At 59.7% G+C, this 18513-nt stretch carries 17 protein-coding genes; 2 read left to right on the top strand and 15 right to left on the bottom strand.

The window, feature by feature from the left end; genetic code table 11:
- From HMPREF2724_RS12885 to eccCa, 9 genes are all read right to left on the bottom strand, one after another.
- Nucleotides 1–1231 (bottom strand): hypothetical protein (locus HMPREF2724_RS12885; RefSeq protein ID WP_070588234.1); only part of this gene is annotated, 1231 nt, incomplete at its 3' end.
- Entirely contained in the window at nucleotides 1228–1551 is a 324-nt protein-coding gene (locus HMPREF2724_RS08610; RefSeq protein WP_061920589.1) for a hypothetical protein, read from the bottom strand. The genes HMPREF2724_RS12885 and HMPREF2724_RS08610, both read right to left, overlap by 4 nt.
- 147 nt (nucleotides 1552–1698) lie before the next feature.
- Complete coding sequence (glmM, locus tag HMPREF2724_RS08605; RefSeq protein WP_061920587.1) at nucleotides 1699–3042, bottom strand: phosphoglucosamine mutase; 1344 nt, start codon at nucleotides 3040–3042, stop codon at nucleotides 1699–1701.
- Between the two features lie 125 nt (nucleotides 3043–3167).
- Nucleotides 3168–3710, bottom strand: a complete 543-nt coding sequence (gene rpsI / locus HMPREF2724_RS08600) for a 30S ribosomal protein S9 (RefSeq protein WP_061920585.1) — start codon at nucleotides 3708–3710, stop codon at nucleotides 3168–3170.
- Nucleotides 3710–4153, bottom strand: coding sequence for a 50S ribosomal protein L13 (gene rplM / locus HMPREF2724_RS08595; protein ID WP_034656527.1), 444 nt, complete (start codon nucleotides 4151–4153; stop codon nucleotides 3710–3712). Before rplM ends, rpsI begins: the two co-directional genes overlap by 1 nt.
- Nucleotides 4154–4478: 325 nt before the next feature.
- Nucleotides 4479–4766: a WXG100 family type VII secretion target gene (locus tag HMPREF2724_RS08590; RefSeq protein ID WP_070588233.1), complete on the bottom strand. Its 288-nt coding sequence runs from the start codon at nucleotides 4764–4766 to the stop codon at nucleotides 4479–4481.
- A 46-nt stretch (nucleotides 4767–4812) separates the two neighbouring features.
- Nucleotides 4813–5130 carry a WXG100 family type VII secretion target gene (locus HMPREF2724_RS08585; protein ID WP_061920581.1) on the bottom strand — a complete coding sequence of 106 codons (318 nt, stop codon included), beginning with the start codon at nucleotides 5128–5130 and terminating at the stop codon, nucleotides 4813–4815.
- Nucleotides 5131–5249: 119 nt separating this feature from the next.
- Nucleotides 5250–6380, bottom strand: coding sequence for a type VII secretion-associated protein (locus tag HMPREF2724_RS08580; RefSeq protein ID WP_061920579.1), 1131 nt, complete (start codon nucleotides 6378–6380; stop codon nucleotides 5250–5252).
- Entirely contained in the window at nucleotides 6377–10114 is a 3738-nt protein-coding gene (gene eccCa, locus HMPREF2724_RS08575; protein ID WP_083306122.1) for a type VII secretion protein EccCa, read from the bottom strand. Before eccCa ends, HMPREF2724_RS08580 begins: the two co-directional genes overlap by 4 nt.
- Before the next feature lie 239 nt (nucleotides 10115–10353).
- On the opposite strand from eccCa, the gene eccD reads away from it, so the two are divergent.
- Both eccD and HMPREF2724_RS08565 read left to right on the top strand, forming a co-directional pair.
- Nucleotides 10354–11757, top strand: coding sequence for a type VII secretion integral membrane protein EccD (gene eccD / locus HMPREF2724_RS08570; protein ID WP_070588349.1), 1404 nt, complete (start codon nucleotides 10354–10356; stop codon nucleotides 11755–11757).
- A 7-nt stretch (nucleotides 11758–11764) separates the two neighbouring features.
- Nucleotides 11765–12979 carry a S8 family serine peptidase gene (locus HMPREF2724_RS08565; protein WP_061920575.1) on the top strand — a complete coding sequence of 405 codons (1215 nt, stop codon included), beginning with the start codon at nucleotides 11765–11767 and terminating at the stop codon, nucleotides 12977–12979.
- 18 nt (nucleotides 12980–12997) lie between these two features.
- Here HMPREF2724_RS08565 and eccB read toward each other — a convergent pair whose 3' ends face one another.
- From eccB to rpsD, 6 genes are all read right to left on the bottom strand, one after another.
- Complete coding sequence (eccB, locus tag HMPREF2724_RS08560) at nucleotides 12998–14308, bottom strand: type VII secretion protein EccB (protein ID WP_070588231.1); 1311 nt, start codon at nucleotides 14306–14308, stop codon at nucleotides 12998–13000.
- Nucleotides 14309–14375: 67 nt separating this feature from the next.
- Complete coding sequence (gene truA / locus HMPREF2724_RS08555) at nucleotides 14376–15224, bottom strand: tRNA pseudouridine(38-40) synthase TruA (RefSeq protein ID WP_061920573.1); 849 nt, start codon at nucleotides 15222–15224, stop codon at nucleotides 14376–14378.
- 6 nt (nucleotides 15225–15230) lie between these two features.
- On the bottom strand, nucleotides 15231–16043 hold the full coding sequence (locus HMPREF2724_RS08550) for a trimeric intracellular cation channel family protein (protein WP_070588226.1): 813 nt from the start codon (nucleotides 16041–16043) through the stop codon (nucleotides 15231–15233).
- 178 nt (nucleotides 16044–16221) lie between these two features.
- Nucleotides 16222–16707, bottom strand: coding sequence for a 50S ribosomal protein L17 (rplQ, locus tag HMPREF2724_RS08545; RefSeq protein WP_061920571.1), 486 nt, complete (start codon nucleotides 16705–16707; stop codon nucleotides 16222–16224).
- A gap of 73 nt (nucleotides 16708–16780) precedes the next feature.
- Nucleotides 16781–17791 (bottom strand): DNA-directed RNA polymerase subunit alpha, encoded by a 1011-nt coding sequence (locus HMPREF2724_RS08540; protein ID WP_061920569.1) that lies wholly within the window; start codon nucleotides 17789–17791, stop codon nucleotides 16781–16783.
- Between the two features lie 114 nt (nucleotides 17792–17905).
- On the bottom strand, nucleotides 17906–18511 hold the full coding sequence (gene rpsD / locus HMPREF2724_RS08535) for a 30S ribosomal protein S4 (RefSeq protein WP_061920567.1): 606 nt from the start codon (nucleotides 18509–18511) through the stop codon (nucleotides 17906–17908).
- Nucleotides 18512–18513 lie beyond the last annotated feature (2 nt).

The raw sequence follows: 18513 nt of genomic DNA, 5'->3' as shown, positions 1-18513 counted from the left end.
TGATGGCAATGCCGACGCCCAATGCGCCGAGGCAACCACAGCACGACTGCTCCGGTGGACATTGTTGGGCTACCCGTGTGGTTTCCTGCTCACACTCGACTATCTCTTGCTCACACTCAGCTGTCTCCTGCTTAGTTTCGGCGTCATGCTGTACTTCGGTGTCCTGCTGGACTGTAACCTGCCGCGGCTGTTCCTCCGGACACGGCGTCTGTGCAGGTTGGATTGGCTCGAGCGCCACCGGCGCCTGCGCTGGCTGCGTACAAGGCTGCTCAACAGGAGCTGCAGGAGGCGGGCAAACCGGCGACTGCGGCGGCGGTGTCGCAACCGGTGGCGCTACAGATGGAACTGTAGGCGGCGCAGTAGGCGGCACGGGAGACGGTGCAGGATTCGGTGCAGGATTCGGTGGAGCTGGTGGTGCACCAGCGGGAGTGGTGCAGGTAGGCGGTGTCTTCGAAGGTGGTACTGGAGCATCGCACACTTCGGCCGGCGGTGTTTGGGCAGGCTGCGTGGTATCGGCAGGCGGCTGGCCGGTGACGGTGGGCGGGGCGGATGGACAGGGGGCGTCGGCAAGCGGTGGCTCACAACCGCGCGCGGGCTCGGGCGGAGTCTTAGGGAGCTCGCGCTCGCAGACCTTGGAACAGCACTCCTCGAACTTGTCGTAGCACTGCTCGATTGCGGAATCCCGGTCGCGACAGGTGGTCATCACCATGTCATTGGTTTGCTCGATGACGTTGGCGCCGATAGACGAAATAATCGGGACGATGAAGCGGCCGAGTGGGTGCTTGGAGGCGATCATCGTCAAGATGTTGAGCAACGGCACCACCGCGGAAAACAGCTCCGTCAAAGAAGTATCCGAAACACCGACGATGTCCTCGATGGCATTGGAACACTGCTGCGCCTTACCGGTTAGCTCATCGGCCTCGTCGCGCTCTTGCTCAAAGTCCTTCTGTACTCCGCCGAGGTGATCCATCAGGGCATTTCCCGCGATGCTCAGCACCGTTCCCACTAGGAAGCCTTTCAGCCCACCGCCACCGCGGTCAGGCCGGCGTCCGCCCATCGCGGCGGAAGTACCGCGCACCAGTTCCTGTGGCTTGATTCCATCGACGGAACCAATCATGCTGCCCAGCAAATCTAGTGGCGTGCTGGGGCCTGCATAGCTGCCCTGGCTGGCGGCCTGAAACTGGGAGACGGCCTGCGAATAATCCCCTAACAAAGACTTCGTGGTGCTCATCGGACCCCACCGCCAAAGGATGGCTCCACGTGGGTAAGGCTTGCCGCGTTGGCCTCGTCCAAGGCAGAGAATTCCTTAATCTGGGCGCGGGCAGCCTCCGCGGTGGCGGTGATGTTATCCAAGCGCCAGACACCGCGCGAGTGCAGCCTTTCCAACATGGCCTGGATGCGCGCGCCTTGCCCGGCAAAGTCGCGGCCTGCCGCCGCCGGGGAAAAGGCGGGAACATCCGCCATGTGGGCGCTGCGCTGGGCTTGGTTTTCCTCAATCACGCGGTTTAAGCGCTGGGATACATCTTGCTCGTCGAAAAATACGTCAGTCACTGTGGGCACTCCTTGGCCTGCCAAGATTCATTCTTGCCCTTATTGGACTGTCCACAACCGCCTTCGGTTCCCCACTAATTGCAAAAGCCAGCCCACCACGGAAAATTCACCGCACAGGCTGGCTTTTAAATTATGCGCAAAGGCTGCTTATACAGCAGCAACGACAGCTGCAAGACGTCCTGCTACCTTGCGTGCCTGCTCTTCTTCAGCTGCCTCAACCATCACACGGAAAAGCTCCTCCGTGCCAGAAGGACGCAGCAAAACGCGGCCGGTGCTGCCGAGCTCAGACTCGGCCTCAGCGATTGCGTCCTGGACTTCCTGGGAAGCCATGATGCTGGACTTATCGGAAACCGGGACGTTGATAAGCACCTGCGGCAACACGGTCATCACGGAAGCCAGCTCCTGTAGCGACTTACCGGACTTAGCCATGCGAGCCATGATGGAAAGGCCGGTCAGCGTGCCGTCGCCAGTGGTGCAGTCATCCGGCAGCACCAAGTGACCAGACTGCTCACCACCGAGCGAATAATCGCCGCGGTTGAGCTCTTCCAAGACATAGCGGTCACCGACGGCGGTCTCCTTGACCTCAATTCCCTGCTCCTGCATGGCAAGCTTCAGTCCGAGATTGGACATCACCGTTGCAACGAGGGTGTTGAAACGCAGGTCATTTTCTTCCTTCATGCCCACTGCCAGAAGGGCCATGATTTGGTCACCGTCGACGACGTTTCCCTCGGCGTCGACAGCCAGGCAGCGGTCAGCGTCGCCGTCGTGTGCCAGGCCGAGGTCAGCGCCGTGCTCGACGACGGCCGCCTGGGCCTTCTCGATGTGGGTAGAACCGCAATCCTCGTTGATGTTGAAGGCGTTCGGCTTATTGTGGATGGCAATGACCTCAGCACCCGCGTCCGCGTACGCCTTCGGTGCGACCTTGGAGGCGGCGCCGTTTGCTGCATCCACAACGACCTTGATGCCGCTGAGGTCGGTAGTAACGACCTCCGCTAGGTGCTTCAGGTAGCGCTCGCGGCCGTCTGGTGCCTCGGAGATGATGCGGCCCAGCTTGGTGCCCGTTGGACCATGTTCGGTCAGCGTCTCCATGGCGGCCTGGATCTGATCCTCGACGTCGTCAGGCAGCTTCTTGCCGCCTGCGGAGAAGAACTTAATTCCATTGTCCGGCATCGGGTTATGGGATGCGGAAATCATCACGCCCAGGTCTGCCCCATAATCATCGGTCAGGAAGGCAATAGCTGGGGTGGGCAAAACGCCCACCCGCACGACGTCGACGCTACGGGAGGCCAGACCGGAAGCAATAGCAGCATCCAGCATCTCGCCAGAGACGCGGGGATCGCGGCCGATGATGGCCAGGGGCCGCCGCTCGTAGGACTCGCGGTTGGCGGTAAGCACTTCCGCCGCTGCTTGTCCCAGCTGCAGAGCCAAGATTGGGGTGAGCTTCGAGTTCGCAAGACCGCGAACACCGTCGGTTCCAAAAAGTCGAGTCATGGATCCAATTATGCACGTTGGCCCCACCACCACGCAGCATGAGGTAAGCCTTGCGGGGTGCGAAAACGGCAAAAGCCGCTGCCTCCAAAAGGAAGCAACGGCTTGAGCTGTACGTAAGCGAAGGATTAACGCTTGGAGTACTGCGGGGCACGACGTGCCTTGTGCAGACCAGCCTTCTTACGCTCGACGGCACGTGCGTCACGGGTGAGCAGGCCAGCCTTCTTGAGGGCAGCGCGGTCAGCCGGGTTGTAGACGTTGAGTGCACGAGCGATAGCCAGACGCAGAGCGCCTGCCTGGCCGGTCGGGCCGCCACCTGCAACGGTGACCTTGATGTCGAACTGGCCTTCGCGCTCAAGCAGGGTCAGCGGCAGGAGGATGTCCTGCTGGTGCAGCTTGTTCGGGAAGTAGTTCTCGAAGGAACGACCGTTAACGGTGATTTCGCCGGAACCAGCAACGAGGCGAACACGAGCGACGGCGCGCTTACGGCGACCGACGGTCTGGATCGGGCCCTCGTGGATCGGAGCAGCGGCCTCAGCCTCTGCCTCGGTGGAAGTAGCGATGGAATCACCGATGGTGTTGGTGAACTCCTCGGTCGCAGTGGTTGCTGCAGCGATGTCGGCAGCGTCGGCTACGTTGTTGTCAGCGTTTGCGATGTTCTGCTCGGTCATTACTGTGCCACCTGCTTAAACTCGAAGGTCTCCGGCTTTTGACCGGCGTAAGGGTGCTCCTCACCAACGAAGACGTGCAGCTTCTTGATGGAGGCGTCGGAAAGCTTGTTGTGCGGCATCATGCCCTTAACAGCTTCTTCGATAACGCGAACCGGGTTGGTGTCCAGGGACTGACCAAGAGTCATGGACTTCAGGCCGCCCGGGTAACCGGAGTGACGGTAGCGCATCTCGCGCTCGCGCTTGTTAGAGGAAACGTGGATCTTGTCCGCGTTCAGGATGATGATGTGGTCGCCGCAATCAACGTTCGGTGCGAACTGTGGCTTGTGCTTACCGCGCAGCATGTCTGCAACGGTGGAAGCAAGCTTGCCCAGTACCACATCGGTAGCGTCGATGACGTACCACTTGCGGGTGATGTCACCGCTCTTCGGGTGGAAAGTAGACAAAATGACTCCTTGAAAGTCTGTCTGAGGACTGCCGGCCAACGCTATGAATGCCCAAACGCTTTGCTACAGCGGCCGGTGGGGACCTGCAGAAAACGCGCGCTATAAAACAGCGCGAACACATAGGGCTATAACTCTACTCGGGCGCAGCTTAAAACCCAAAACGCCGCTAAAACGCCAAAAGTCCCCTGCCCCACTAAAGGCTGTGGCCAAAAGTAGTGCAAGGAACTTTTCTAAAACACGCAGCTGGTTGCGTTCGCCTCCTGAAAACCCTGCTCTAACGGTGAAATTCTGGGCCCGGCTGCGCGCTTGTGCGCGTGAAAGCTTTTTACCCCCAGCTTGCAGCTGCGCGGCGGTTGACGTCGCTCATTGCGTCGTTGCCCTGCGAGACGGTCTTCGAGATGGTGGCCAGCACGGTGTTGAGCTCCGACGCTGCCTTATCCCACTTAGCCTGTGCTTCGTTATATGCAGCAGCCGACTCGCCTTCCCACGTAGCAACCATCGGCTGCAGGGTGGATTTCAGGTCACCGAGCAGACCGTTGATGCGGCCGGAGGTGGAGTTGATATCAGCGGCAGCGCCGGCGATGGCACCAAATTCGTACTTGATGGCAGACATGCTTTCTTCCTTTTCTTCTTGTCCAGTATTTGCCAATGATGTGTGTTTAAAGCGCGAGGCCCGCGCCGCCGACGTTGCTGAATGCCTGTGCGTTGGTGGCCTCGACGTCATCGAAGTGACGTGCGTTGTCACGGATATTGTCAGAAATCGAGGTCAGTGCCTCGCGCAGCTGCTGCGCCGAGGTGTTGTAGCGCTGCATCAGGTTGTCGAAGGAGACCTGTGCACGGCCGTCCCAGTTAGCTCGTACAGAATCCACTACGCCCTGGAGACGAGTCAGTTCCCCCTGCACTTCATCGTTGGTGGTGTCCACGCGGCCAGCGGTGGCCACCATTACATCGGCTTCAGTCTTGAACAGCTGAGTCATTTCTTGCCCCTCCCTTTGGGCTCAAGTGGTGTGTATTTCCCCCGAAAAAGCCGAGTGCGGCTTTCTCATCTTTATTGGACTGTCCTTTTCCGCAAGCGGTTCCCACAGCGCCAAATTTTTTAGATCTTTTTGACCAGCGATTCCACGGCCATGCGGCAGGCAGCCTTTTGCACCACGTTGGCCTCGTACCTTGTATGACAACCCACGGATAGCTGATGGTCCTTGTCAGCCCACGTCATCCACGCGATCTTGGAACCATCTCCGGGGTCTTCTGTGTAAGAAAGCCGGCCTGCTTCTTCGTGAGCCTCGCCTAGGGCGGGATCGGCCTCGATTTCGGCATGGAGTTCCTTCAAGAGCATGTCGGCTGGCACTGCATAGAGTGGATCGGCTGCAAGCAGAATTCGCAGGTTGGGGTCTTCGCCAGTTGCCGTGACGAGCCCGTCTTTGACCTCCGTTTGAAATCCAAGGGGCAAGACCACGTGCATGCCCTCAACATCGAGTTCTTTTTGGCCCGGCGCGAGTTCCGGCTGTGCCTCATCTTCCGTGTTAGCGCTCATGCTTTCTTTTGCAGAAGCGCTTGGCGATGCCTCCTCTTCCGAAGGCACCGCCTTCGCCGCTGGTGCAGTCTCGGTACTTCGCCCCACTGCCCACCATGAAAGGACAGCGACAATGAGCACGATTGCCGCTATGGAGGCGTAGAAGGGATCGAACCAGCCCGGCAGCGCCACCTTGCTTACAATGCCGTCCTTTTTAACGCGTAGTTTTTCTGGCTTAAGGCTGGTGTTATCACCGGATTCTTCGCCGTTATTTGTTCGCAACATTTGTGCCGGTTGTCCGGCTGAAAATTCAGCGTTTTCTACCGCTTCATTTTCTAGTGGCCCACTCTCTGGTGGGCCGGGTTGCGAGGCAGGCCTCGCAAAGTCTTCTTCCTCACTGGGAGCTACGGATACTCCGGTTACAGCGAGCTGGCGACGCAGAATTTCTGCCGCTTCGAAAGATACGGCGGTACCGGAAATATCAACGATCACCTCGGCGTTAACCTGCGGCCATTGCGGACCGCAGATTTTCACGCATTGTTCCACGACGGCGTTTAACGCCCAGCCTTCGACGATGCCCGTGCCTGGCAGGTCATAACGGTAGACGGTTTCAGGGCCTTCAAAGATGGTGGCAGCATCCAAAATGGTAACGACGAGAGTTTCGGTTTCTGTCCAACCAGTAGCGGGATTGTCGCCGGTCAAGATGGAATTCATGAGTCATTCTCCTGGTTTGGTTCGGTGTAGAGAGATTGGGCAATGCCGATAAGCGCCCCGCGGACGGACCATTGGCCCCGGCCAGCTGGTTGGACCGCTGGCTTAAGTCCGAAAATGGTGCCCTCCTCGCGATCGGAATCGAGAAGGAATACCGCCGGCTGCAGGTCACGTACTGCAGAGAGGAATTGGCTAAACAAGGCGCGCGAGATTCCGCCAGACTTGCGGCTGATGATGAGGTGGAGGCCAATGTCCCGGGCATGCGGAAGCAGCTCAAGGAGCGGCGCCAAAGTGATCTCGCTTATGAGATCAAGGTCCTCAATGACTAGATAGAGCCCCGGCCCCTCCCACCACGAGCGGGCCGCCAACTCGGACGGGGTCACTTCCGCGCCCGGCATTCGGGCTTCCAGGGTGCGTACGGTATCGCTGATGACTTGTTGGCAGGCGGCGGTGTTTGCCGCGTAGGCCGCGACCATCTCAGGGTTGAACTCCCCCAGGTGGGCGCGGCGCTGGTCCAAAACAACCAAGCGGGCTTCCTCACGCGGGAATGCCTCGATTCCACGAACCAGGGTGCGCAGGAAGGTAGATTTTCCGGAGCCTTGAGAGCCCACGCAGACAACATGCGCAGTCGTGTCTGGGTTCCAATAGAGCGGCTCGAGATCCGGTCCACCAATTCCCCATGGGATACCAGCTTCTGCATCTTGAGCGGGTACCTCATCAAGCCTATCCGGCAGCATCTTCAGAGCCGGGGCTGGAAGTGAGTCCGCATGCAGGCGCCCGACGTGAGCGATGTCCTGATTGGCAGTTACCGCAATGAGCATGTTCTCGCCTTCCCCAGTAAGGCCCCGACCCGGTGCGCTCGGCAGTTTTTGTTGGGCTTTTCGGTCGATGAGCGAGTCCATCGCCTCGCCGAGGCGCAGCTCCAATCGTTGAGAAATAAGGTCACGCACGTTTGGCCGCAGGCTGGTCCAACGGTTCGTGCTTACCGCCACATGGATATTGGCTGAGGCACCATCGGCAACGATGCCGGTAATAGCTTCAGATAAATCCTCGTATTCCGCACCAGCCGTACCAATGTGGTGCCAGCCGTCGATGACCAGAAAAGTATGGGTCTCACTTGGACACCGAATATGCCCTGCTACTTCATCCACGATGCGGCGGACCTTTTCGGGTTCTGCACGTCCAGCCACACCGGCGACATGCGGGAGACGCTCCAACGGAGCCAAGTCCCCGCCTCCTAAATCGATGACGTAGAAACGCACCTGCGTAGGCAGGTTCAGCACCGCCAAGGTGCTCACTAGACTGCGCAACGCCATGGATTTACCTGATTGCGGCCCGCCGCAAATGGCTAGATGGCCGCCTTTTTCTGCGAGGTTTACGAGGAGGCGATCCTGGCGCTGGTGATATGGCCTATCGATGATGCCGAGCGCCGCTTCCAGGTTCGGCGGTCCTGCTTGTTCTGCCAATTGCTCGCGGGTATTGCCCACCACCTTGGAAAGCTCCACTACATCAGGCAGCGGCGGCAACCAGATGCGATGTGCTTTCTGCTGACGGCGTTGTGCCTCGCTGGCGGCGGCGGAGACCACAGCGTCGAGAAGCGTTTGCGTATCGTCCACCACCGTCTGCGTATCAGGTTGTGCAGGCTTTGCATCCGCATCCGTATTTTCAGGCCAGCCATTGAAAAAGCTGACTCGCCCGCGCGCGACATGCGCAGCTGCCTCGCCTTCCCCGGAGGAATCGGCAGCCACGGGAATTTGGCGTTCAACCGGCCCCGATACATACGTGGCTTGGAAGCTCACTGGGGCATCGGCATCCGTCTTGAGATAGCCCGCGCCCGGCTGGGCTGGCAGATGATAAGCATCCGTGACACCAAGTACCTGACGGGATTCGGCTGCGGAGAAAGTTTTCAAACCAATGCGATAAGAAAGGTGCGAATCCAACCCGCGCAATCGTCCTTCTTCCAGGCGCTGCGATGCCAAAAGCAGGTGCACATGCAAAGACCTACCCAACCTGCCCACCGCGACGAAAAGCTCCGCGAAATCAGGATGCTGCCCCAATAACTCCGAGAACTCGTCGACCACGATGACTAGCGCCGGCAACGGACCGAATTTTCCAACCGCAGACGCCGAAGCATTGAAGGCATCGACGTTGGCGAAGTTACCCGCCGCACGCAGCAGCTCCTGGCGGCGATTCATCTCGCCGGAGATAGCATCGTGCATGCGCTCTACCAGCGTGGATTCATCCTCCAGGTTGGTAATCACCGCCGAGGTGTGCGGTAGCGAATCACAGCCCAAAAAGGTGGCGCCACCCTTGAAATCCACGAGCACCAGGTTCAACTCGGCCGGTGTATGTGTGGCCGCCAAAGACGTCACGAGTGTTCGAAGGAGCTCGCTCTTTCCGCTGCCGGTGGCGCCGATACATAGCCCGTGTGGGCCCATTCCGCCCTGGGCGGATTCTTTCAAATCGAGAAAGACCGGCTGCCCAGCCTCGTCCAAACCAATCGGCACTTTCAGCCGCTGCTCCCCGGCGCGGCCATGCCACATCCCGCTGGCAGCAAGCTCATCCACATCACGCACCCCGACCAGATCCAGAAGGTCATTTTTGTGCTTGCGAGTCCTAATCCCGCGATAAGAATCTGGCCTGCGAAAGCGCGCTAAGTTTCGGGCAAGCAATAAAGCATCGGGTGCCGAAACCATGTCCGGCACACCGAGAACTTCCTCCCCGGCGGCGGTTACTACCTGTAGCTTTTCATCGACCACCAAGAAGATGCCGTCTTCTTCGGCCCTTTGACCAAGCGGCGTAAAGCGTTGCACTCCTACACAGATATAGGCCGTTATTTCCTCTTCTGCCCAAAGGTCCTCATGCGGTGGGATTGCGGTGGCGTCGACAAGCACGATACGAAAGCGCGCCTTTTTCGGCGCGCGTGCATGGGGCAACCACTTCACCCATTCCCACTGCCCACCGGCCTGCGGATAAACCTCAATTCCCAGCGTTTCCGGGCCATGCGCCACTGCCAAATGCGCCACCATAGCGCGCGCTACCCCAGCGGCATTTTCCCCGCTAAGCCCCAGGTAATTGAAAGCCTGAATCTGTATGACCACCGGCATCTGCGCCAAGGTGCGCAAAGCATTGACCGTATGGCGCACGCTGACCGCACAGACTGGGTCAAGGTCTTCCGTAGCTCCTGAGTCCGGTACGTTGATAGGCACACACAGCGACATCGGGCCAGTTCCCACCCGCACCTCCAATGCATCCGGGGCATCGGCATTGCGCTCCCACATCCGGTAGCTTCCCACCAACGCCGCGACCTGAGCCGGCGCCGGGTTGCGATGTTCCTCATGCGCGCGCTGCGCGGCAGAGACCTCAAGAACCTTCTCCCGCAGCGCTTTCAAATGCCGCAAGTAAGTCCGCCGCGTCTCATCCGGATCCTGGGAGCCACCCTGCGGATTTATCATCATGAACACAGAGGCCAGCATCATGAGTGGGAACATCAAGCTCATCGGGCTAATGCGGCGGCTAGGCCCTGCTCCCAACACCATGAGCGCGACCATGCCCAGCATCGCAGCCACCATGACAATCGGCATGAGCAGCCTAATCAGCGGCACAGGCTGCGGGCGTACGGCCTCCGGAACTGGCTCTGCATCAATGCCTGCCTGCGGAAGCGGCGGAGCCGGCTCGCGAAGTGCGCTGTCTAAAGGTTCGACAATTTTCTCGCGCGAAAGCCCAAGAATGGACATAATTCCCCCCAAAAAATCCCTCCGATTTTTGTGCCGCGCCCACCCGCTTTTCCTGCTTATCTAAACCACGAGGCAGCACCCCCAGCTACCTTCGTGGCTAAACACGCAGACACCAAAATGCTGACTGCGGTGGACACGTTGCCACTAGTAAGCCACAATGTGTGCCTATAGGCAAGGGGGAGAAGGCAAAAGCCAATGATTTTGGCGCCTTCAGGATTCTCGGGGGAGGATTTTTGCACATGAAACATGCGCCAAGCATTGCGCCCACACAATCTGTGCGGCTTACGGTTCGTTTCAACATCGGTGAATTCCGCAAAGAGGCTGACGTTTGTTTGCCCTTAAACGTCAGTATCGGGGAGGCATTGGGCGAGCTTTTGCTGCTTGCCGACGCCCCTATTTTCACCGTCCCGCTCCAAGCCAGCACCGCTGGTGGAAAGACCATTGCGCTCAGCACGGCTCTGGAGCGCACGCCACTGCACGATGGCAGTCTGCTTCTCATCGAGCAAGTCACTGACAAGCCTGCGCCCATCGTGCGCGATGCGGCAGAAGCACTTGCACACGATGCCGCCGATGCTAAACCCGCGCGCACTGCCACGCTGTGGGCAAGTTGTGGTTTGCTCGGCGCCAGCTGCATCATCGCGGCGCTCGCGGGTCTCGCAGCGGCGGCAGCGGCGTGTGCGCTTGGCGCATTCGCCCTCGCGCTATGGACGCGTTCGACGCTTATAACGAGCCTTTTCATCCTTGCTGCTAGCGCAGCGGGCTGGCTGTTTGTTGCGCCCGCGCAAGATGAAATGCCGTGGGGAATATGGGCCGCCTGCGTCGGCGCACTTCTTGCTTTATGTGCCTGCCATATGGCGCGACTCGGCGGAACCCGACTGGCCATATTGACCATCTCCGCCGCGATACTTTTCGCAGTTGGCGCGGCCGGCAGCTATCTACCCGGCGCGCAGTCCGCCGGACTCGCTGGTCCCACAGCCCCCGAGGTTGTACCTGCTGCCGGTGCTGCCTGTTTGTTGCTGGCCATGGTCTTTGTCTTGGCGAACGCCGCCTCACTGTCTACTCACCTAGCCGGGCTCAAGGTCCCGCAACTTCCCACCGCTGGGCAAAGCCTCAACGTCTCCGACTCGGTACAAAGCGACGTCGATGCGCGGGCACAGCGCGCCGGGCTTGCATATGAGGGCATCTGCATCGGCGCAGCCATCGCCGGCATTCCCAGCCTCATGGTTGTAGCAGGAATGCCGTTGAGCCGTTCGGACGCCGTAGCCGCATTATTCGCACAGCTTTTATGCCTGGCCTTAGCCGGTGCCACGGTATTGCATTCCGTGCGGCACGCCCGGGTGGTCTCCAGTTGGGCGCTTTCCACGTGTGCGCTGGCGGCCGGTACCGCCGCTGTGGTGCTTGTGGGACGGGGTTGGCAAGAGCTTGCTCATCCAGCTCCGTGGAGCCTGTGGGTGATGAGCGTGCTTGGGTTCATCATTGTGGCGGCGATGGCCTCTACCCCGCTGTGGTCGCACAAGATTGCAGCGGCTGAGCCCACCACGATTGCCTGGTACGAACGCGCCGAAACCATCGCGGTGGCCGCGTGCTTGCCGCTCGCCGCGCATGTGGCAGGCCTGTTCTTCCTCATCCGCGGACTGGGATAGGCCCAACATGGTGAACTCAAAAGTCGTCCAGAAAAAGCTCGCCGCACTACTGCTAGCGGGATTTCCCTCGGCAGCAGCAATTTCTGCATTTACCGCGCCGACCCTAGCGTCGGCGCGTGAACCCGACGTCGCCTGTGCACAGCCGATTGCCGCAGCGCAGTCACCGCATACCTCAGCGGAGCAAAGCGCATATCGGGCGCGGTTGCATTCCTTTGCCACGGGCGAGGGAATCAAAGTTGCCATCATCGACACTGGTATCAGCCCACACCCGCAGCTGCGTGCTTTGCGCGGCGTGGATGACTTTGTCACGCCCGAAGAACCAGATCCTTTGCGGGACTGCGATGTACATGGCACCGCGGTTGCGGGCGTCATCGCAGGCTATGACATCGGCATTGCGCCGCGGGCGGAGATTTTATCCATCCGGCAAACCAGCGCGCACTATCGGCACCGCGCTGCCGACTCAGAAAGTACCTCCGGCACGCTGGAGACTTTGGCCGCCGCATTAAACCGCGCCTTGGATGAACAGGCCAAGGTCATTAACATCTCGGTGGTTTCCTGCGTTCCAAGCGACGCCGCCGACCGCGTCGACACCCACGATCTCAACGCCGCGCTCCAACGCGCAGAGCACGAAGGAACGGTCATAGTTGCGGCATCGGGCAATGCTTCTTCCGATGGATGCACCAAGGAAGACACCGTCTATCCAGCACAAGCGGATACCGTTCTCGCAGTGGGCGCGCTTTCTACCGCGCACGAGGTCGCGGACTATTCCATTCCTGCCCGCAATGGAGCGCCAGAGCTAAGCGCCGAAGGCCACGTCCCGCTCGCCCTAGCACCGGGTAATCAATGGGCAAAAGCCAAAACCACCGACGGCAAGCAGGCTGCTGAGTTCCACGGTACTTCTTTTGCAGCGCCAGTGGTCACGGGAACCGTGGCGCTACTCGCCCAACGCTATCCGCACGATTCAGCGGCACAGCTGCGCGAGCGTATCTATGCCGCCGCCGAGCCAGGCCACGGCTTCATCGATCCGCTGCAAGCCCTTACCTTTCACCGGGCACAAGACAATGACAAAAACGCTGAGGCAGAAGACGAAGAAAAGACAGTCACCGTCTATCCAGCTGCCGTGCATCGCAGCCAGGCACCAACCCGGCTTATGACTTTGCTTGGCCTGCTCGGCCTTGCTGGCGTGATCGCCGCAACGCTACGGCGCGCCAAGCAGCACTAGGAATTAAAAGCCGGCGCTCTACTCGGTTCCCTCATCGCTGCCCTGGCTCGCCAAGGCGCTTTCGCGGTCTAGAGGAGAGCCCTCCGGCAGCAACCGCAAGATTTCCCACGGGACTTTTGCCTGCGTGGTCGTGCCCAGCGCTTCGACCAGTGCACCTTGTGCCACAGAGTGCCTGATACCCGTCGCCGAAACCACATGGAAACCGTGACCGCTGTCTACTCCTACCCCGCCGGCTTCCAAGCCAGCGAACCGATCAGCAGTGGCCTTGCCGGCAATAGAGACAGTTGCCTCAACCGCGGGGCTCAAGACCGTTGCGCCCAGCTCATCCGCGCAGAGCCAACCACGACCTGGAGACAGGAAATCATATGAATTGGCGGGCAGGTTGAAGGGGAACGCGGCGCCGGAAAGCGCGGCGACTTCGGCGCCATCGACCGATTCGCGCGAGGCGCCCATGCCTGCCAGCATCTCTGCCTGCGTAGGAGTAATCGAGGCCACGCTCTGCTCATCGCCTGCGCCTACGCGCACCCACAGATCATCGCCGGTGTCTAAAATCTGCGGGGTTTGCTCAGGAAAGCGCAGCGGCGGAAGCTCCGCGTAGGCATTCAGCAGATCCTCCGGGATCTGCCACACATAGGAATCATCGCGCACGCCAATGCCGCGGCGTAGCACGCGGCCCTGCGTCGAGGCAGCAGAAGGCAGCTCTACGCGCCCTGCCGAAGTCAATAGCCATTCCTTGCCACCTGTGGAAACCAACGCCGCCTCCGCACTGCGGAGGTGCTCAACCTTGGCGTTGGCCAGTACCACAGTCTCCCCGGGCCGGCTGCCTTCCCCATCAATCGTGGTGGGATTTTCTTTGTCCTCGTCAGCTGCGGCCGCATAACAGGCCGCCCAGCCTTGTGCCGGGGTTGCAGGATCGGCCAAGTAATCTGGGGCATCGGCAATTCCTAGCGGAGTGCCAAGCCGCGCATTGCTCAAGAACTCATTGCCCATGGCCTGGGGCGCCGCCGGCTCTCCCGCGATAAGGCGCGCGGAGGCCAAATTGCTCACCGGATGATAGGACTCATTAACCAGAACGAAAAGCTGGCCTTCCTGCGAGCGCACGATGGGTGCATCGCCCGGATTGGGATTGGGCTGGAGCCACGCGAGCATTCCCGAGCCGATAGCCAGAAACGACACTGCGATGATCCCAAAGATGAGGGCGCGGCGCCGGCTCGCTAAAGGATCATGAATCATGCGAATATCGCCAAGTACCAGGCCATGCTCCACGCGGCGCTGCAAAAATTTATGCCCGGATACCTGTGCTTTCGTCGTCGGCATTGGACGTGACATGCAGAATTTCCCCCCTCAAACAAGGCAGCGCCCCTACTGCCCTAGTTTTGTCATTCCACGCGTTAGCTTAACCCAGCGAAAGCTCATCCGCAGTGCGACGGTCACGGGTCTGCGCAGCACGCGCCGCCAAATCAGCATCTGCCGGATAGTCCACCTGGACCAGGCTAAGCCCCTTTGCCGGCGCTAGCGGAATGTGGGAAGAACGGGAGTTCAAAGCGAGCATCTCCGCGGCAAAGTCGATTCCCCGGGAGCCCTCGCCTACCCGCAAGCAGCAACCCACGAGTGAGCGAACCATCGACCAGCAAAAGGCGTCGGCGCCCACGCGGGCTTCATAAAGCTGCGGCTCGCTCGGGGTAGATACATCGACCCACTCAAAAGACAAAAGGTCGCGAATTGTCGTGGCATGCGGCTTTGCCTTACAAAAGGCGGCGAAGTCATGCAAGCCAACTAACTGCTCCGCGGCTTGCTGCATTGCCTCGATGTCCACCGCCTTCGGCCAGACCGCAGTGTCGCGGGCGCGCGTCGGCAATGCCCCGCGCGGATGCGTCGTGATGCGGTAAACGTAGTGGCGCTCAAGGGCCGAAAAGCGCGCGTCAAAGCCCTCTGGTGCTTGCTGGCAGTCATGTACGCGAACGTCTTCCGGAAGGAGCTTCGCTAGGCGACGCACGAGCTTTACCGGGTCCCCATCAATCGATCGCTGCTCGAGTGCACTAGCTGGAATGTCGAAGTGCGCGACCTGGCCTGCCGCATGCACACCGGCATCCGTGCGCCCTGCCACGGTCAGTTCGACCTCATGGCGCAGGATCATCGAAAGATTGTCTTCGAGAACCTGCTGCACCGTACGCAGCTCGCCCTTCTGCCGGGCCCAGCCATGAAAATCCGTGCCGTCATAGGACAGATCGATACGCAGACGCATGCTTAATTAACTCCCTTGTCCAGGGCCATCACTGTTGAGATCCCAGTCTTGTTTATTGCGCGTCATGCGCAAGCGCATCGGCGGGCGCAGCTTGCTCATCGCGACGTAGCTAGCCCGATCTAAGTGCAGGGTCCGCTTTGCCTTTCGCGCACCCGCTTTGACCATGCGCGCAGATAGGCGAATTCGCGGGTCGATGGGCTGATCTGCGCCTCTGTATTCGAAAACCGGCAGCCCCTTGCCGTAATACATCGACGCGATGCGCGCCAAGAAGGCAACGACAACGGTGATGATCGCGGCGTTGTGCTCACCAACATCAACGTGAAGCAGGCCCATGTAGACGCAGACCGCGAGCAGCGAAATCGAGGCGTAGAACTCGCCAGAAAATACGAGCGGGACGCGGTCCGAAAGCAGGTCACGCAGGATGCCGCCAAAGACACCGGTGATTACTGCCGCTGTTGCTGCAATCAAGAAACCATGGCCCAAATGCAAAGCCTTCTGGGCGCCGAGCACGCTGAATACAGCAAGGCCTAGGGCGTCGAGAAGCAAGAAAAGGTGCCTAAAGTAGTGCATCAAAAATGACATGGACACCGTGACAATCGATGCGGCGAGCACCACTAGGAGATACATCGGCTCGCCCACCCCGGGCAAGGGGTAAGCACCCAAGACAATGTCACGCACCGTTCCGCCGCCTAGAGCAGTAATCGACGCTATGAGCATCACGCCAAACAGATCTAGCTTCTGCCGGCCCGCAGAAAGGGCGGCGGTCATCGACTCAGCGGTAATGCCGATGACGTACAGAACGGAAAACAGTGGAGTCATTTCGAGAGATTTGGGACCTTTCTGCAGTATTAGGAGTATTAGGGTTGTTGCATTTTAGCGACTGCCCAGTTTAACAAAGCCGAATACGGCAAAAGCCGCACCCCTTGCCAGTCTCCCCCAACTCTAACGGGCTGGAAAAGATGGCGCGGCGGTGCGGCCTTTTAAGGATTAGGCAGAACTACTCTGCGGACTCCTCGGAGGAAGCCTCGGTGTTTTCTGCCTGTGCTTCCTCAGCCTTAGCTTCTTCAGCCTCAGCCTGCTTGGAAGCGGCTGCGCGGGTAGCGCGGGTTGCCTCGGAGGTCACGGTCTCCTCGAGAACGAGGGAGATCTGGGACATCGGGGCGTTGTCGCCGGTACGGTTCTCCAGCTTGATGGTGCGGGTGTAGCCGCCCTCACGGCCTTCGAACTTCGGGCCCAGCTCGTCGAACAGGTGCGCAACAACATCCTTGTGCGGGATGAGCTTCAGCACTGCGCGGCGGTCAGCAAGGGTGCCGGACTTAGCCTTGGTGATGATCTTCTCAGCGTAAGGACGAAGCATCTTCGCCTTAGCATCGGTGGTCTTGATTGCGCCGTGCTCGAACAGGCTAGCAGCCAGGTTGCTCAGCAGGTGAGCCTGCTGGGTAGCGGAGCCGCCGAGACGGGCACCCTTCTTAGGGGTTGGCATTATGTACTCCTCGTGTGCGGATAAAGTGAGCGCGCGGCGAGCATAAGCTCGGGCCGCAGGTCAGTGTGGTGCTTTACTCGGAATCGTCCGCAGACGGATCCTTGAAGTCACCGGTTTCTGCGTCGTAACCCTCAAGCTGGGTTGGGTCGAAGTCCTCAGGGGTGTCCTTGAGAGCCAGGCCCAGGTTAGCCAGCTTGATCTTTACCTCGTTAATCGACTTCTGGCCGAAGTTGCGGATATCCAGCAGGTCCGACTCGGTGCACTCTGCGAGCTCACCAACGGTGTGGATCTCCTGACGCTTCAGGCAGTTGTAGGAACGAACGGAGAAGTTCAGGTCCTCGATAGGCATGCTGTAGGCCGCGATGTACTCCGTCTCCTGCGGGGACGGGCCAATCTCGATGCCCTCAGCAGCATTGTTCAGCTCGCGAGCCAGGCCGAAGAGTTCGACCAGGGTGCCGCCGGCGGAAGCCAGGGCGTCGCGGGCAGAAATCGAGTTCTTGGTTTCGACGTCGATGATCAGCTTGTCAAAGTCGGTGCGCTGCTCAACACGAGTTGCCTCGACCTTGTAAGAGACCTGCAGAACCGGGGAGTAAATCTGGTCAACCGGAATGCGTCCGATTTCACCAGAGGTCGGTGCTGCTGGAACGTAGCCGCGGCCACGCTCGACGACGAGCTCCATGTCCAGCTTGGCGGTGTCGTTCAGGGATGCGATGTGCAGATCCGGGTTGTGGATCTCCACGCCAGCCGGCGGCTGGATATCGCCCGCGGTAACAACACCTGGGCCTTCCTTGCTCAGGTACATAACAACCGGCTCGTCAGAGTCGGAGGACAGAACCAAGCCCTTGATGTTGAGGATGATCTCAGAGACGTCTTCCTTCACACCGTTGATGGTGGTGAACTCGTGGAGAACACCATCGATCTTGATGGAAGTTACTGCTGCACCCGGGATGGAGGACAGCAGGGTACGACGAAGGGAGTTACCGAGGGTGTAACCAAAGCCCGGCTCGAGCGGTTCGATGACGAACTTGGAACGAGACGGCTCGATGAATTCCTCGGTGAGCTGAGGACGCTGGGAAATGAGCATTGAATATCTCCTTGTCGACGCCCGCTATTTGACGTCGGTAGAAGGGGTAAAGATTGAGGTTTCGAAGATTCACTCTTCTCCGAATGCCACAAACGGGGCACTCGGTTACTAAGTTTACTTCGAGTAAAGCTCGACGATGAGCTGCTCCTGCAGCGGAACGTCGATCTGAGCGCGCTCGGGCAGCTGGTGCACGAGGATGCGCAGGGTCTCAGGAACAACCTGCAGCCATGCCGGTACGTTGGCATCGACCAGGCGGTCCTGAGCGTCTTCGAACCATTCCATCTTCTGGGAACGCTCACGAACATCGATGATGTCGTACTGCGAAACCTGGAAGGAAGGAACGTTGATCTTCTTGCCGTTCACGGTGAAGTGACCGTGGGAGACAAGCTGGCGAGCCTGGCGACGGGTGTTTGCCAGGCCAGCGCGGTAGACGACGTTGTCGAGGCGGGACTCGAGCAGAACGACCAGGTTGTCACCGGTCTTGCCCGGGCGGCGGTTAGCCTCGGCGTAGTAACGACGGAACTGACGCTCAAGAACACCGTAGGTGTACTTAGCCTTCTGCTTCTCCTGCAGCTGCAGCAAGTACTCGGATTCCTTGATGCGGTTGCGGCCAGCTTGTCCCGGTGGGTACGGGCGGCGCTCGAATGCCATGTCGCCGCCGACCAAGTCGACGCGCAGACGGCGGGATACGCGGGTAGCGGGGCCAGTGTAACGAGCCATTT

Origin of the sequence: Corynebacterium sp. HMSC071F07 (genome assembly GCF_001810285.1) — a bacterium.
Taxonomy (GTDB): Bacteria; Actinomycetota; Actinomycetes; order Mycobacteriales; family Mycobacteriaceae; genus Corynebacterium; species Corynebacterium simulans.
This window is presented reverse-complemented; position numbering and strand designations above follow the sequence as displayed.